The sequence below is a fragment of the Streptomyces sp. NBC_01485 genome (assembly GCF_036227125.1).
Classification (GTDB): domain Bacteria; phylum Actinomycetota; class Actinomycetes; order Streptomycetales; family Streptomycetaceae; genus Streptomyces.
The window spans coordinates 4,732,521-4,747,287 of sequence record NZ_CP109435.1; the positions used below are offsets into that span (position 1 = coordinate 4,732,521).

A 14,767-nucleotide genomic window follows, 5' to 3' on the forward strand; every position below is an offset into this window, starting at 1 on the left:
TCCCCTGACCGATCCCCTAGGGAACCCCGAGACCAGGGATCGGCTGCGAGGCGGAGACGCTCAGCCCTCGGGCGGCGAGAACACCACCAGGACCCGGAGATCCTCGCTGATGTGGTGGAACTTGTGGGCGACCCCGGCCGGGACGTAGACCACGCTGCCACGCGCCACCTGCGTGGTCTCCAGTCCGACGGTGATCGAGGCGCGCCCGCTCACGACGAAGTACACCTCGTCCTGGTTGTGCGGGTTCTGTGGATCATGCGTGCCCGCGTCGAGCGCGTACAGCCCGACGGACATGTTCCGCTCCCGCAGGAACTGCAGGTAGGCGCCGTCGTTGGCGGCTCGCTCCGCCTCCAGCTCATCCAACCGGAATGCCTTCATCGACCTTGTCCGCCCTCGTCCGGTGCTCGTTTGCGATCTCTCTGCCACGATCAGACACATGAAGAATTTCGTAGTCAAGACGATCGCCAACGCAGGCGCCCTGGCGGTCGCCGTCTGGCTGCTCGACAAGATCACTCTGACCGGTGACAGCACGGGCAAGAAGATCGGCACCCTCATAGTCGTCGCACTGCTCTTCGGCCTGGTGAACTTCATGGTGAAGCCGGTCGTGAAGGTGCTGACCTTTCCCCTGTTCATCCTCACGCTCGGTCTGATCACCCTGGTGGTCAATGCCTTGATGCTGCTGCTGACCTCGTGGCTGGCCGACAAGTTCGATCTCAGCTTCCACGTGGAGGGTTTCTGGACCGCGGTCCTGGGCGGCCTGATCATCTCCGTCGTCTCCTGGGCGCTCAACGTCGTCCTGCCCGATGGGGACTGAGTCCGAGATGTCCTACCGCGTCTGCTTCGTCTGCACCGGCAACATCTGCCGCTCGCCGATGGCCGAGTCGGTCTTCCGCGCGCGTGTGGCTGACGCCGGCCTGGACGGGCTGGTCGAGGTCGACAGTGCCGGCACGGGCGACTGGCACGAGGGCGAGAACGCCGATCCGCGCACCCTCTCCGTCCTGGAGCGGCACGGATACGCCCTCGACCACACGGCCCGGCGCTTCGAGCCGTCCTGGTTCGCCCGCCTCGACCTGGTGATCGCCCTGGACTCCAGCCATCTCAAGGCCCTGCGCCTCCTCGCTCCCACGGAGGAGGACGCGGCGAAGGTCCGGCTGCTGCGCTCTTTCGACCCCGTGGCCCCCGAAGACCTGGACGTCCCCGACCCCTACTACGGGGGCCGGGACGGCTTCGAGGAGTGCCTTGAGATGGTGGAGGAGGCGAGCGCCGGTCTGCTCGCCGCCGTACGTGACGACGTGGAAGGACACATTGCATGAAAGATTCCGCTACGAACGGAGGACTTCCCCGAGGCTCGGGCGAGGGCACGCGCGCGGTGCGGGCCGGGCTGCCCGAGCCGGTGAAGTACGAGCCGACCCTCCCCGGCCCGGTGTTCGCAGCGCACTTCCACCTGCCCGGCGAGCCCACGGGCCCGTACACCTACGGCCGTGACGAGAACCCGACCTGGACCCATCTGGAGCGCGCCATCGGCGAGCTCGAGGCTCCGGGGAGGGACGGCGTCGAGACGCTCGTCTTCGCCTCCGGCATGGCCGCGATCTCGTCGGTCCTCTTCTCCCAACTGCGGGCCGGGGACACCGTCGTGCTGCCCGACGACGGCTACCAGGCGCTCCCCCTGGTGCGTGCGCAGTTGGAGGCGTACGGCATCGAGGTGCGCACCGCGCCGACCGCCGGCGACGCCCAGCTCGGCGTCCTCGACGGTGCGAAGCTGTTGTGGATCGAGTCCCCGTCCAACCCCGGGCTCGACGTGTGCGACATCCGGCGGCTCGTCGGGGCGGCACACGCGCGTGGCGCGCTCGTGGCCGTCGACAACACGCTCGCCACCCCGCTCGGGCAGCGTCCGCTGGAGCTCGGCGCCGACTTCTCGGTGGCCAGCGGCACCAAGCAGCTCACGGGCCACGGTGACGTCCTCCTCGGCTACGTGACCGGGCGCGCCGGCGAACCGATGACGGCCGTACGGCGCTGGCGGAAGATCGTCGGGGCCGTCCCCGGCCCGATGGAGGCCTGGCTCGCGCACCGGTCGATCGCCACCCTGCAGTTGCGCGTCGACCGGCAGAACGCCAGCGCCCTGGCCGTGGCCGAGGCGCTGCGGGGGAGGCCCGAAGTGAGCGGGCTGCGCTACCCGGGGCTGCCCGACGACCCCTCCCACAAGGTCGCCTCGCAGCAGATGCGGCGCTATGGGTGCGTCGTCTCCTTCACGTTGCCCACGCGCGCGCGTGCCGAGCGTTTCCTCGAGGCACTGCGCCTTGTGGACGACGCGACGAGCTTCGGCGGAGTGCGCTCCACCGCGGAGCGGCGCGGGCGCTGGGGTGGGGATGCCGTGCCGGAGGGCTTCATCCGGCTGTCCGTCGGTGCCGAGGATCCCAAGGACCTGGTGACGGATGTGCTGCGTGCGTTGGAGGAGTCGGCGCGGTGACCGGCTTACGCACACCTCTGACGAGGTCCCGGTACATACAACGGACGGTCCGAGCCTCCCCCTCGTGGCTCGGACCGTCCTCGGTTCTGCGCGCGAAGAACCGCGCGCACAAGGCTAGTTGACTCTGTGTCAGTGTCCAATCACTGCAGCGACAGAGACCTATCGACTTATTTATGGTTGGGCCCTGCTCGGAGCCGGAGGAAAGGCAGGGAAGAGGGAGGACGCTCCATGGATCTGGCCTTGCTGCGCACCTTTGTGACCGTGCACCGGGCCGGCTCCTTCACCCGCGCCGCCGCGCTGCTGGGCCTGTCCCAGCCGACCGTCGCCTGCCAGATCCGTACGCTGGAACGGCAACTGGGCCGTCCCCTGTTCCTGCGCCAGGCCCGCGGCGTCACGCCGACGAGCATCGGGGACGAGCTCGCCCACAAGGCCGCCCCTCATCTCGACGCCCTGGTGGAGATCGCCGAGACCGGCCTCGACGACGAATCCGCCGTGCGGACGCTGCACCTCGCCGGTCCTCCCGAGTTCATCGCCGAGCGGGCTCTTCCCGCCCTCACCGAACTGTCCGGCGACGACGGACAGGGTTTCTGCGCGCCTCCTTCGGAAACGCCGAGGAGGTCCTGGAGGGTCTGGCCGCCGGACACCACGACCTGGCCATCAGTACGGCTCGGCCGCGCGGAGCGCTGCTCACGGCCGCTCCGCTTCGCGACGAGGAGCACGTCCTGGTCGCCGCCCCGCAGTGGGACGAGCGGATCGACGCTGGGGAGGTGTGCCGCAAGGGGGTGTCCGCGCTGGAGAACCTCCCTGTCGTCGAGGTCCACGAGTCTCTGCCCCTGGTCTCCCGCTACTGGGCCTCGGTCTTCGACTCCCGTCCCGCCGCCTCGGGCACCGTCATCGTCCCCGACCTGCGCGCGGTGCTCGCCTTCGCGGGCGCCGGTCTGGCCGTCCTGCCCCGCTATCTGTGCGCGGCCGCTCTCGAGCGCGGAGAGGTCGTCGCACTGTACGAGTCCTCCGTGCCGCCGCTGCGGACGTACGTTCTGGTGGTGCGCACCGGAACGCTGGCGATGCCGCATGTCGCACGAGCCCACGACTGGTTGTTGGGGGCAGCCGCCGACTGGTACTGACCCGATTTCCGGGGCCGATGTCACGGCATGAACTCACCCGATGACGTCTCGCGATGTTTCACGTGGAACCAGCCGGGCCACATTTCTTCCATGACCGTCCGACCCGTGGTCAAGCGCACCGCACGAGCCGTTCTGCTGGACGGCGACAACCTGATCCTGATCAAGCGCACCAAGCCCGGCGTGGATCCCTACTGGGTGACGCCCGGTGGCGGGGTCGAGCCTGATGACGCGACCGTCGTGGACGCCCTGCACCGTGAGGTGCACGAAGAGCTCGGCGCCAAGATCACCGACGTGGTGCCCTGCTTCGTCGACACCGTCGAACACATCGGCGACGACGGCGGCGCCACCGGCGTGAAAGTGCAGCACTTCTTCGTCTGCCATCTGGAGTCCATGGACCCGGCCCTGCGGCACGGCCCCGAGATCGAGGAGCCCGCCGGCGAGTACGAGATCGTCCGCGTGCCGTTCACCCGGGTCGGGATCGCCTCCGTCCACCTCGTACCGCTGTCGCTGCGGCACTACCTCGACGGCAACATCGAGGGCGTTCGCGCCATGCACGCTCCCGACCTCGGCTGACGTCCCGGTCCGGGTCCGGAGTGTTCTACGGGGCGGCGAGTCAACTCCCGGAGGCGACGAGCTCCTCGACCGAGTCGTGGCGTATGCGCTCCGAGGGGATGCCCACACCCCGCAGGACGTCCACCCCGCTGCGGATCATCCCGGGCGGACCGGAGACATAGGCGTCGTATCCGGTCCAGGGTCCGAAGGCACGTATCGCCTCGGGCAGTTGGAGCAGACCGTCCCGGTCGACCACCGGGCGGACCTCCAGCCAGGGGTGGGACCGCTGGAGTCCGAGCATCGTGTCGAGGTCGTACAGGGCGTGGTCACTGCGGGCGCCGTAGAACACCTCCACCGAACGGCGGACGCCGTGCTCGGCGATGTCCTCGACCAGCGCCTTGATGGGGGCTATGCCTGTGCCACCGCCCAGGCAGAGCAGTCCGCTGTCCCTGGTGTGATCGACGGTCATCGACCCGGCTGACGGCCCGAGCCGGATGACGTCGCCCGGCCGGGCGCGGTGCACCAGGGCATTGGACACCCAGCCCGCGGGGACAGCCTTCACGTGGAACGTCAGCAGACCGTCGGAGCGCGGCGCCGAGGCGAACGAATAGTGCCGCCAGATCCGCGGCCACCACGGCGTCTCCACGCTCGCGTACTGCCCGGCCAGGAACGGGTAGGGCTGGTTGGGGCGGACGGTGAGGATCGCGACGTCCGGCGTCCTGAGGTCGCGCGAGACGACCTCCGCGTACCACCAGGCCGGTGCGCGCAGTTCATCGACAGCCGCCGCGTCGATCATGACCTGGGAGATCGTGGTGTAGGTCCGGACCCAGGCCGCCTCCGTCTCGGCGTCCCACTCGGAGTCTGCGTACTTGCTCAGCGCCCCGATGAGGCACTCGCCGACGGCTGGATAGTGCTCAGGACGGGTGCCGTACTTACGGTGGCCACGGCCGAGGTTCTGCAGGTACTCGACGAGGACCGGGGTGTTGTCGATGTGCTCGGCGGCGGTGAGCAGTGCTTTGAGGAGCCGGTCCCGTTGGGCGTCCATCGCGGGCGGGAAGAGCGAGCGCAGGTCGGGGTGGCGGACGAAGAGCATCGCGTAGAAGTACGACGTGACCTTGTCGGCCACCGGGGCCACCTCGGCCATGGTGCGCCGGATGAGGATGGCGTCCGGCGACGCTTCCTTGACGGGCGCGGACCTCTGGGCGGGCACGAGGAGCTCGGCGGGCGAGGCAATGGGCTGCTGCGCGGGCGCATGCGCTTCCACGGGCGCCTGCGGCTGGGCGGGCGCCTCGGGTCGGGCGGGGGCCTCCTGCTGGCCGGCGGGTCGAGGCTCCACGGAGGTGTCTGCCTCGGCCGGGTACTGAGCCTCGACGAGCGCCGGCAGTTGGGTAGGCGACTGGGGTTGTGCGCTCGCGGGGGCAGCCGTCGCGGCGGGGCCTGGCGAGCTCGGCTGTATTCGGGTCCCAGCGTCCGTCGTGCCGTCCTGGGGTGCGTTGCCGTGGGAGTCGGCAGTGTTCCGGCCCACCGGGCGTAGCGCGGCCAGACGGCGGCCTCCTGAAGCCCCCTGCTCGTCCCCCGCACCCGGTTCCGGCTGGGTGCGCGACGCGAACCATCCGTCCCCGCCGCCGGACCTGCCGTTGTCGGCCGACCTGGTGGTCGGAGCGTCCATGGTGTGCCTCGCCTCGAACATCTCTCGGTCGGTCTGCGCACTTCCTGGCTCGGAAGGTGTCTGCTAGGTCGCAGACGGCTCGCTTTCCTCTTCGGTTCCGCAGCCGAGACAGCCGCGGTCCACCCGTATTTCCGCCCCGCACGAACAAGTAAGGAGAGAGCGCGACATGGGCCGCAGCGCTCTCACCGCAGCATCCCATCCCGTGCGGGCGCCTCGGTCACATCACCGGAAATGCGGGTCTTCGATCTCTCCGTCCCGTTAGGCTGCATTGCCCTGTTCTCGGCTCGCGCGGACTGGGTGCACCGCGTCTGGGGCACCTCGACCCGAAAGCGAACCGGAGTCGACCATACCGGCCGTCGCTCGCCGCACAAGTCTCGCCTTCTCTCCTTGGAAGACGCTTGAGGTGCGAACCGCTGGTTCCTTCAACTGTCGGGCAGGACGCACCAATCACAGACATCCCATAGATCCTTCCCGACGTATGAGTGGGTCGCGAGGTCGCTGTTTCACGCGAAACAGTCCCTCTGCCCCGCCCCTCTGTTTCACGTGAAACATGCCCTCGCCGTCGACGCACCGATCAGTCACCCACCGCATGGCCAAAAGCACACATGCCTCAGGGGAAACAGAGGAAACAGGTGGACGCCGACGGCACCGGTCGGACAGCCTGACCTGCGTGCCGACTCCTCCCCTCACCGCTCTGCCCATCCGCCGTCTGACGCACCGCGATCTCACCGCCTGCGCCGACTTGTCCGAGGATCGGGGGTGGCCGCGAGAGGAGCACAAGTGGGGCCTCCTCCTCTCGGCCGGCCAGGGTTACGGCATCGACGACCCCGACGGGGGACTCGTCAGCGCCTGCGTCGTCACCGAGTACGGCCCGCACGGGAGCCCCACTCTCGGCGCCATCGGCATGGTGCTGGTCGCCGAGCGCCACGCCCGGCAGGGCATCGGCCGGCGACTGATGCGACACATCGTCGCCCTCATGGGCACCACCCCACTGTCTCTGCATGCCACACCGAACGGCCGTCCGCTCTACGAAGAGCTGGGCTTCAAAACCACGGGCCGGGCGGAAATGATGCGTGGGCATTTCACGCCAGGTGAACCGACGTCCGGCATCGCCACCCGTGCGGCCACAGCCAGGGACCTCACCTCGATCCTCCGGCTCGACGAAGAGGTCTTCGGCACCGATCGAACGCACGTGATCACCCGCCTGCCCGCCTTCGGCGACCAGCTACGAGTCGCCGAGGACGAGGGCCGGATCATCGGCTACGCGGCCGCGTGGCCCAACATGGACACCCAGGTCGTGGGACCACTGATCGCCCGGGACACGGAGACCGCGAAGGCCTTGCTGGCCTCCCTCGCCGCCCACACGGACCGGCCGCTGCGCACCGACATCGACGTACGGCACGAGGAGCTGCTGGCGTGGGTGAAGGCACACGGACTGGAGCCCGTTGCCTTCAACTCCGTGATGACCTACGGGATCACGGAGTTGCCAGGCGACTGGCACCGCCGCTTCGCTCCGCTGACGGTGGCGGCTGGCTGAGGACACCCAACCCCGAGAGAACGCCGGTTCCCCTGATGGTCGGGGAGCCGGCGTTCTTCGTGGACGGCCGCCGTCAGACGGATGGCTTGCGCGTGCTCGTCTCCCCGGAGGTCAGCACGGCCCGGCCGTCCCGCCGGAAGGCCGGCCCAGGACGGTGACTGCTGTCGCACGGGTGCTGGTCCGCTGGGCCGGCCCCGGCCCAACGGACGGCCTGGGTTCAGCGCTGGACGGCCGCTTGCCGAGCGGCAGGCGCGCCACCCGCGAGGACGGGGCTGAGGCCACCAGAGACGCCGTCGCGGCGCTCCAACGCGGCCGAGACGAAGGCGAGGAGCAGGGCGCCTACGGCGAGGGCGGCGCCGACCCAGTTCGGCGCGGTGTAGCCGAAGCCAGCGGCGATGACGAGTCCGCCGAGCCAGGCGGACAGCGCGTTGCCGAGGTTGAAAGCACCGATGTTCACCGCCGACGCCAGCGTCGGTGCACCGTGCGCCTGGTCCAGGACACGCTTCTGCAGGGGCGGGACAGTAGCGAAACCCAGGGCGCCGATCAGGGCGATCGTGAGGGCCGCGAGGACCTTGTGGTGGGCGGTCAGCGGGAAGAGTGCCAGGACGACCGCCAGTGCGCCCAGAGAGGCGTACAGCATGGGCATCAGGGCTCGGTCGGCGTACTTGCCGCCGACGAGGTTACCGCCGACCATTCCGAGCCCGAGGAGGACCAGCAGCCAGGTGCCGGAGCCGTCGGCGAAGCCGGCCACGTGGGTCATCATCGGCGCGATGTAGGTGATGGCCGCGAAGACGCCGCCGAAGCCGAGGACGGTCATCGTCATGGCGAGCAGGACCTGGGCGTTCTTGAAGGCTGCCAGCTCATGCCGCAGGCGCACGCCCTCGGCCCGCGGCATCTCGGACACGAGCCTGGCGATACCGACCAGGCCGACGACGCCGAGCGCGGCGACGAGGGCGAAGGTGACGTGCCAGCCCACGTTCTGCCCGACGAGAGTGCCCAGCGGGACGCCGACGACGTTGGCGACGGTGAGGCCGGTGAACATCGTCGCGATGGCCCCGGCCTTCTTGTCGGAGGCGACCAGGTCGGCCGCGACAACCGAGCCGATGCCGAAGAAGGCGCCATGGGCGAGGGAGGCGACCACACGGCCGATCAGCATCACGGCGAAGGTGGGGGCGACGGCGGAGAGCAGGTTACCGACGATGAACAGACCCATCAGCACCATCAGCATCCGCTTGCGGGGAACCCTGGTGCCCAGGACGGTCATCAGCGGGGCGCCGAACATGACGCCGAGCGCGCAGCCGGTCACCAGGAAGCCCGCCGTGGCGATGGAGACCCCGAAGTCGCCCGCGACCTCGGGAAGCAGGCCCGTGATCACGAACTCGGTCGTTCCGATTCCGAAGGCCCCGATCGCGAGGGCCAGAAGCGCGAGAGGCATGCAGGTTGAACCTTCCCAAAAGATTGCAGGTGCGCTTTTCGTGCGTTCACAATAGTTGCATACGCGGGCTACAGGCAGCCACGGACTATTTCGATGTTGCTTATCCTGGGTGTCAGCCGCTCCGGGACGGAGGAGAACCCCATGACTGCGACGGACCCCGCGCTCACCGCCCTCGCCCAGGGCTGGTGCGCCCTCTCCCTGCTGCACGGGAGGATCGAGGCCCACATCGAACGCGCGTTGCAGGCCCGCCACGACCTGAGCGTGCGCGAGTACTCCCTGCTCGACGTGCTCAGCCGACAACACGACGGCGACGGCGGGCATCTGCAGATGAAGCAGGTGGCCGACGCGGTCGTCCTCAGCCAGAGCGCCACTACCCGACTGGTGACCCGGCTCGAGGACCGCGGCCTGCTCGAGCGGTACCTGTGTCCCACCGACCGCCGCGGCATCTACACCAACGTCACAGAAGCCGGTCTGAAGCTGCTCGCCGAAGCCCGCCCCACCAACGACTCCGCCCTGCGCGAGGCCCTCGATGAAGCGGCCAGGAACCCGGAACTGGCCCCGCTGGTGCGGGTCATGGAGTCGCTGAAGGCATCCACGGCCGCCTTGGGTGCATAGGGTCGCGGGCATGGGAGATCTTGAAATACGCGTGGCCGTCGCCGAAGACATCCCCGCGATCGTCGGCATGCTCGCGGACGACCCCCTGGGCGCACAGCGCGAGTCGCCGGACGACCTCAGCCCGTATCTGACAGCACTGGAACGGCTCACCGCCGACCCGAACCAACGCCTCGTCGTCGCCGTCCGCGAGGGACGCGTCGTCGGCACCCTCCAGCTGACGATCGTCCCGGGCCTGTCCCGCCGCGGCTCGACCAGGTCGATCATCGAAGGGGTACGGGTACACGCCGACGAACGCGGCAGCGGTCTGGGCACGCGGTTCATCGAGTGGGCGGTCGAGGAATCCCGGCGGGAGAACTGCCAGTTGGTGCAACTGACCTCCGACAACACGCGCACCGACGCACACCGCTTCTACGAGCGTCTGGGCTTCGTGGCCTCACACGTCGGCTTCAAACTGCAGCTCTGAAGACTCCACCTTCCAGGAGAGACGGTTCTCGGGACGGAGGCGCTCTGTTTCACGTGAAACAGAGCGCCTCCGCCTGTCGGCGTGGCTAGCCGATCCCCCGCCAGCCCTCCGGGCCGACACCACCGGGCACCGCCGCCCGCTCGTCGTACGGCTCGCGCGTGAACACGAACGACCCGAGGTCCAGGTGGTCCACGCTCCCGTCCGGCCGCCGTACGGCCCGCAGGAGCTCACCGGCGTAGTAGCCCTCCAGGCCAGTCCAGGTGCCGTCCCCGTTCGGCCTGAACCGGGAGCGCCGACCACTCCCGGAGAGCGGCCCCAAGGAGACGAGACCGTCGGCCGTCACGCGCAGGGCGAAGGAGCTGGTACCCCAGTACCACTGGCCCGCCAACTCCAGCAGGGAAGGGTCGGCTTCCCCTAGCGGACGCCATGGCTCAGGAATCCGCGGCTCGGCCTCGGCGACGATGCGTACGAGGTCGGCGGCCACCTGGGACGTCAGAAGGCCGGAGGTACAGTTGGCGAGCACCACTGCGGCGACGTCGTCCGCCAAGCCGATGGTCAGGGCCGCCAGAAAGCCGGGCACCGAGCCGGAGTGGCCCACAAGCAGCCGGCCGTCCCGGTGCTGGATCTGCAGTCCGAGTCCGTACGTGGCGCCGTCCGCCACTTCCGCCAGCTCGGCCGGCGCCGCGGGCGTCCACATCTCGCGCAGGGTTTCCGCGCTCAGCACCCGGTCGTCGCCCCGCGTCAGGAAGGCGGCGAAACGCGCGAGGTCTCCGGTCGTGGACCAGAGCTGGCCTGCCGGAGACATCCGTCCGAAGTCCTCGGCGGGCTCGGGCAGCAGCACGTCGGCCCAGGGGTGAACCGCCCAGCCGCCCGCAGCAGGCGCCTGCGGCTGGACACTCGTGCGGTCGAGGTCCAGAGGTTCGAGCACTTCACGCCGCAATACCTCTTCCCAGGGCGCCCCGCGGAGCTCTTCCACGAGAGCGCCCAGGAGGGTGTAGCCGGGGTTCGAGTAGTGGAAGCGGCGTCCGGCCGGGTGCGGGGCGGCCCGGTCGCCGAGGACGTCGGCGAGTTCGGGCCGCAGCGATCCCGGGGTCCGTTCCCACCACGGTCCGGGTGCCTCGGCCGGCAACCCTCCGGTGTGGGCGAGCAGTTCGGCCACCGTGACCTCCCCCGCACCGGTGCCCGGCAGGTGCTTCTCCAGCGGGTCCTGGAGGTCGAGCACCCCCTCGTCGCGCAGCCGCAGTACAAGGACGGAGGTGAAGGTCTTGGTGATCGAGCCGATCCGGTATTGCACGTTCTCGTCCGGCGCGTGCCCGTCGACCGAGGTCCGGGCCCCGTGCCACACGGCCCGCCCGTCCCGCACGACCGCGGCGACCAGCGACGGGGCGCGCCCTTCGCTCTGGGCCACGGCGATCCGGTGGAGCAGCGCACGCCGGGTGCCGGAGAGCAGCTCTTCCTGAGGTGTCGTCATGGGCTCAGTCCACCTGCCCGCGCGGCCGACGTCGAGGTCATTTCACACCAAGAGGGATCAGGTCTGCGCCATGTCCACGAAGCGGGAGTAGTGGCCCTGGAAGGCCACGGTGATCGTGGCCGTCGGGCCGTTACGGTGCTTGCCCACGATGATGTCCGCCTCGCCCGCGCGCGGGGACTCCTTCTCGTACGCGTCCTCGCGGTGCAGCAGGATCACCATGTCGGCGTCCTGCTCGATGGAGCCGGACTCACGCAGGTCGGACACCATCGGCTTCTTGTCCGTGCGCTGCTCGGGACCACGGTTGAGCTGCGAGAGCGCGATCACCGGGACTTCCAGCTCCTTGGCCAGCAGCTTGAGGTTACGGGACATGTCCGAAACCTCCTGCTGACGGCTCTCGGAACGCTTGGAACCACCGGCCTGCATCAGCTGCAGATAGTCGATGATCACGAGCTTGATGTCGTTGCGCTGCTTCAGTCGGCGGCACTTCGCGCGGATCTCCATCATCGACAGGTTCGGGGAGTCGTCGATGTACAGCGGCGCGGAGGAGACTTCGGGCATCCGGCGCGCCAGGCGGGTCCAGTCCTCGTCCGTCATGGTGCCGGAGCGCATGTGGTGCAGGGCGACACGGGCCTCGGCGGACAGCAGACGCATCGCGATCTCGTTGCGCCCCATTTCCAGGGAGAAGATGACGCTCGGCAGGTTGTGCTTGATCGACGCCGCGCGCGCGAAGTCCAGCGCGAGCGTGGACTTGCCCATGGCGGGACGGGCCGCGATGACGATCATCTGGCCCGGGTGCAGGCCGTTGGTGAGCGAGTCGAGGTCCGTGAAGCCGGTGGGCACACCCGTCATCTCGCCGCTGCGCGAGCCGATGGCCTCGATCTCGTCGAGGGCGCCCTCCATGATGTCGCCGAGCGGGAGGTAGTCCTCGCTGGTGCGCTGTTCGGTGACCGCGTAGATCTCCGCCTGGGCGCGGTTGACGATCTCGTCGACGTCGTCGTCGGCCGCGTATCCCATCTGGGTGATGCGGGTGCCGGCCTCGACCAGGCGGCGCAGCACCGCGCGCTCGTGGACGATCTCCGCGTAGTACTCCGCGTTGGCGGCCGTCGGCACCGTCTGGACGAGGGTGTGCAGATAGGACGCGCCGCCGACCTTGTTGATCTCGCCGCGTTTGGTGAGCTCTGCGGCGATCGTGATCGGGTCGGCCGGTTCGCCCTTGGCGTAGATGTCGAGGATCGCCTGGTAGATCGCCTCGTGCGCGGGCTTGTAGAAGTCGTGGCCCTTGAGGACCTCGACCACGTCAGCGATGGCGTCCTTGGACAGGAGCATGCCACCGAGGACGGACTGCTCAGCGTCGAGGTCCTGCGGCGGTACCCGCTCGAAGGCGGTGCCTCCGCCCTCCCACTCACCGCTGTCCCGGCCGCGATCGTGCTGTTCCTCGCGGCCGCGCCCGCCGTCGCCGCGCCGGCGGGAAGAGGGCAGACGATCACTGGGGCCGCTGTCGGCCCACGGGTCGTCCAAGGGCTCGGAAATGCTCACCGAGCGACCTCCTCCCGTCCGCCGAGCGGACCTCGCCGTGTCTCATTTCTACGGCACGGCACTGACAATTGAGAGGCCCAACTCCGGTTGTGATGCGTCGGTTTTTCAAGCGTCTTCTCGACCGACGAACGGAGCGGGCGCCGCACCACGGTAGGCCCGCAGGCACCGTCAGCCAATCTGGTTATCCACAGGCCATGTGGACGACCGCCCTTATGCTGTGGAGAACTCCGCAAAACCTGTGCACGACCCGGTGGACAGTGCTGTGAACAAGCCCTCGACTTTTCTTTCCAAGCGCCTCTGACCTGCGCTTTCCCCATCCACCGGCTGTGCAGAAGAAAAAGTTTCCCGGTCGGGCCAAGATCCCTTCGAACGGCGCGCGAGAGGACACGCAAAGCGACGGCACGTAAGGGTCGCTAGGCCATTGAATCTATTACCTGTGGACGATTAGATTGGTGGTCATGACACAGGCTCCCGCGCCCCCCAAGGCCACCCGGCGACAGCACGATCGAGAGATCGTCGCACTGGCCGTCCCGGCCTTCGGCGCACTCGTCGCCGAGCCGCTCTTCGTCATGGCCGACAGCGCGATCGTTGGCCATCTGGGCACCGCGCAACTCGCCGGTCTCGGAGTCGCCTCCGCCCTCCTCATGACAGCCGTCAGCCTCTTCGTCTTCCTCGCCTACGCCACCACTGCCGCCGTCGCACGCCGTGTGGGCGCCGGTGACCTCCCGGCTGCCATCCGCCAGGGCATGGACGGCATCTGGCTGGCACTGCTGCTCGGTGCCGCCGTGATCGTGGCCGTCCTGCCCACCGCCCCGACACTCGTCGAACTCTTCGGCACCTCGGACACGGCCGCCGCGTACGCGACCACCTATCTGCGCATCTCGGCGCTCGGCATACCGGCCATGCTCGTCGTGCTGGCCGCGACCGGTGTCCTGCGCGGACTCCAGGACACGAGGACACCGCTCTACGTCGCCGTGGGAGGCTTCGTCGCCAACGCCGCACTGAACGTCGGACTGGTCTACGGCGCGGGCCTCGGCATCGCCGGCTCCGCCTGGGGAACCGTCGTCGCGCAATGGGGCATGGCCGGGGTCTACCTCGTAGTGGTCGTCCGGGGAGCCCGCCGCCACGGCGCGTCTCTGCGGCCCGACGCCGCCGGCATCAGGGCCTCCGCCCAGGCGGGGGTGCCCCTGCTGGTCCGCACGCTCTCGCTGCGCGCGATCCTGATGATCGCCACCGCCGTGGCAGCCCGACTCGGGGACGACGACATCGCGGCCCACCAGATCGCCCTGGGCCTGTGGAGCCTGCTCGCCTTCACCCTCGACGCCATCGCCATCGCCGGGCAGGCCATCATCGGGCGCCATCTCGGTGCCGACGACGCCCAGGGCGCCCGAGACGTCTGCCGCCGGATGGTCGAGTGGGGCAGCGCCGTGGGTGTCCTGCTCGGCCTGCTGGTCGTGAGCAGTCGGCCACTCTTCCTGCCGCTCTTCACCAGCGACCCGGCGGTGAAGGATGCCGCGCTGCCTGCACTTCTCGTGGTGGCGCTCTCCCAGCCCATCTGCGGCATCGTCTTCGTGCTGGACGGCGTGCTGATGGGCGCGGGAGACGGTCCCTATCTCGCCTGGGCGATGGTGCTCACCCTGGTCGTCTTCACTCCGGTGGCCCTGCTGGTGCCGGTCCTCGGCGGCGGCCTCGCCGCGGTGTGGGGAGCGATGACACTGATGATGGCCGTCCGGATGCTCACCCTCTGGCTGCGTGCCCGTTCCGGCCGCTGGGTCATCACCGGCGCGACCCGCTGACTGTTTCACGTGAAACATGTCGATCGCGGGAAACCGATGGCCGCGTGAAACCGACGTTTCACGTGAAACAAGCGAACAGAAGGGGCCGCACCCAGTGGGTGC

Annotated in this window: 13 protein-coding genes and 1 pseudogene; 9 read left to right on the plus strand and 5 right to left on the minus strand. The window is 69.1% G+C overall.

Annotated elements, in window-relative coordinates:
* Positions 1 to 60: 60 nt before the first annotated feature.
* Positions 61 to 378 (minus strand): cupin domain-containing protein, encoded by a 318-nt coding sequence (locus OG352_RS21580; RefSeq protein WP_107442990.1) that lies wholly within the window; start codon positions 376 to 378, stop codon positions 61 to 63.
* Between the two features lie 58 nt (positions 379 to 436).
* On the opposite strand from OG352_RS21580, the gene OG352_RS21585 reads away from it, so the two are divergent.
* From OG352_RS21585 to OG352_RS21605, 5 genes and pseudogenes are all read left to right on the plus strand, one after another.
* The gene (locus OG352_RS21585) at positions 437 to 814 is read left to right on the plus strand and encodes a phage holin family protein (RefSeq protein WP_329219024.1); all 378 of its coding nucleotides are present in this window, start codon (positions 437 to 439) and stop codon (positions 812 to 814) included.
* A gap of 7 nt (positions 815 to 821) precedes the next feature.
* Positions 822 to 1,313 carry a low molecular weight protein-tyrosine-phosphatase gene (locus tag OG352_RS21590; RefSeq protein WP_329223912.1) on the plus strand — a complete coding sequence of 164 codons (492 nt, stop codon included), beginning with the start codon at positions 822 to 824 and terminating at the stop codon, positions 1,311 to 1,313.
* Positions 1,310 to 2,467, plus strand: coding sequence for a cystathionine gamma-lyase (locus tag OG352_RS21595; RefSeq protein ID WP_329219026.1), 1,158 nt, complete (start codon positions 1,310 to 1,312; stop codon positions 2,465 to 2,467). The genes OG352_RS21590 and OG352_RS21595 overlap by 4 nt, the downstream gene beginning before the upstream one ends.
* A 228-nt stretch (positions 2,468 to 2,695) precedes the next feature.
* A pseudogene (locus OG352_RS21600) lies at positions 2,696 to 3,591 on the plus strand (LysR family transcriptional regulator).
* Between the two features lie 90 nt (positions 3,592 to 3,681).
* Positions 3,682 to 4,164, plus strand: a complete 483-nt coding sequence (locus OG352_RS21605; protein WP_329219027.1) for an NUDIX hydrolase — start codon at positions 3,682 to 3,684, stop codon at positions 4,162 to 4,164.
* 40 nt (positions 4,165 to 4,204) lie between these two features.
* On the opposite strand, the gene OG352_RS21610 is transcribed toward OG352_RS21605, so the two are convergent.
* Entirely contained in the window at positions 4,205 to 5,812 is a 1,608-nt protein-coding gene (locus OG352_RS21610) for a globin domain-containing protein (protein WP_329219029.1), read from the minus strand.
* A 670-nt stretch (positions 5,813 to 6,482) separates the two neighbouring features.
* Between OG352_RS21610 and OG352_RS21615 the strand changes: the two genes are divergently transcribed.
* Positions 6,483 to 7,349 carry a GNAT family N-acetyltransferase gene (locus tag OG352_RS21615; RefSeq protein WP_329219031.1) on the plus strand — a complete coding sequence of 289 codons (867 nt, stop codon included), beginning with the start codon at positions 6,483 to 6,485 and terminating at the stop codon, positions 7,347 to 7,349.
* A 217-nt stretch (positions 7,350 to 7,566) separates the two neighbouring features.
* On the opposite strand, the gene OG352_RS21620 is transcribed toward OG352_RS21615, so the two are convergent.
* A complete protein-coding gene (locus tag OG352_RS21620) occupies positions 7,567 to 8,784 on the minus strand; it encodes an MFS transporter (protein ID WP_329219032.1) in 1,218 nt (405 codons plus the stop codon).
* Between the two features lie 141 nt (positions 8,785 to 8,925).
* Between OG352_RS21620 and OG352_RS21625 the strand changes: the two genes are divergently transcribed.
* A complete protein-coding gene (locus OG352_RS21625) occupies positions 8,926 to 9,399 on the plus strand; it encodes a MarR family winged helix-turn-helix transcriptional regulator (protein ID WP_329219033.1) in 474 nt (157 codons plus the stop codon).
* A gap of 10 nt (positions 9,400 to 9,409) precedes the next feature.
* Positions 9,410 to 9,862, plus strand: a complete 453-nt coding sequence (locus OG352_RS21630) for a GNAT family N-acetyltransferase (RefSeq protein WP_329219035.1) — start codon at positions 9,410 to 9,412, stop codon at positions 9,860 to 9,862.
* Positions 9,863 to 9,947: 85 nt separating this feature from the next.
* Here OG352_RS21630 and OG352_RS21635 read toward each other — a convergent pair whose 3' ends face one another.
* Together OG352_RS21635 and dnaB are read right to left on the minus strand one after the other, a co-directional pair.
* Positions 9,948 to 11,333: a serine hydrolase domain-containing protein gene (locus OG352_RS21635; RefSeq protein ID WP_329219036.1), complete on the minus strand. Its 1,386-nt coding sequence runs from the start codon at positions 11,331 to 11,333 to the stop codon at positions 9,948 to 9,950.
* A 57-nt stretch (positions 11,334 to 11,390) separates the two neighbouring features.
* Positions 11,391 to 12,869 (minus strand): replicative DNA helicase, encoded by a 1,479-nt coding sequence (gene dnaB, locus OG352_RS21640; protein WP_329219037.1) that lies wholly within the window; start codon positions 12,867 to 12,869, stop codon positions 11,391 to 11,393.
* 449 nt (positions 12,870 to 13,318) lie between these two features.
* On the opposite strand from dnaB, the gene OG352_RS21645 reads away from it, so the two are divergent.
* Positions 13,319 to 14,665 (plus strand): MATE family efflux transporter, encoded by a 1,347-nt coding sequence (locus tag OG352_RS21645; RefSeq protein WP_329219038.1) that lies wholly within the window; start codon positions 13,319 to 13,321, stop codon positions 14,663 to 14,665.
* Positions 14,666 to 14,767: the final 102 nt, after the last annotated feature.

What these genes read in the sequence shown, in the direction of transcription:
- OG352_RS21580 (WP_107442990.1), bottom strand. Translation starts at nt 378, where the DNA reads ATGAAGGCATTCCGGTTGGATGAGCTGGAGGCGGAGCGAGCCGCCAAC.
- OG352_RS21585 (WP_329219024.1), top strand. Translation starts at nt 437, where the DNA reads ATGAAGAATTTCGTAGTCAAGACGATCGCCAACGCAGGCGCCCTGGCG.
- OG352_RS21605 (WP_329219027.1), top strand. Translation starts at nt 3,682, where the DNA reads ATGACCGTCCGACCCGTGGTCAAGCGCACCGCACGAGCCGTTCTGCTG.
- OG352_RS21590 (WP_329223912.1), top strand. Translation starts at nt 822, where the DNA reads ATGTCCTACCGCGTCTGCTTCGTCTGCACCGGCAACATCTGCCGCTCG.
- OG352_RS21630 (WP_329219035.1), top strand. Translation starts at nt 9,410, where the DNA reads ATGGGAGATCTTGAAATACGCGTGGCCGTCGCCGAAGACATCCCCGCG.
- OG352_RS21620 (WP_329219032.1), bottom strand. Translation starts at nt 8,784, where the DNA reads ATGCCTCTCGCGCTTCTGGCCCTCGCGATCGGGGCCTTCGGAATCGGA.
- OG352_RS21610 (WP_329219029.1), bottom strand. Translation starts at nt 5,812, where the DNA reads ATGGACGCTCCGACCACCAGGTCGGCCGACAACGGCAGGTCCGGCGGC.
- OG352_RS21625 (WP_329219033.1), top strand. Translation starts at nt 8,926, where the DNA reads ATGACTGCGACGGACCCCGCGCTCACCGCCCTCGCCCAGGGCTGGTGC.
- OG352_RS21635 (WP_329219036.1), bottom strand. Translation starts at nt 11,333, where the DNA reads ATGACGACACCTCAGGAAGAGCTGCTCTCCGGCACCCGGCGTGCGCTG.
- OG352_RS21595 (WP_329219026.1), top strand. Translation starts at nt 1,310, where the DNA reads ATGAAAGATTCCGCTACGAACGGAGGACTTCCCCGAGGCTCGGGCGAG.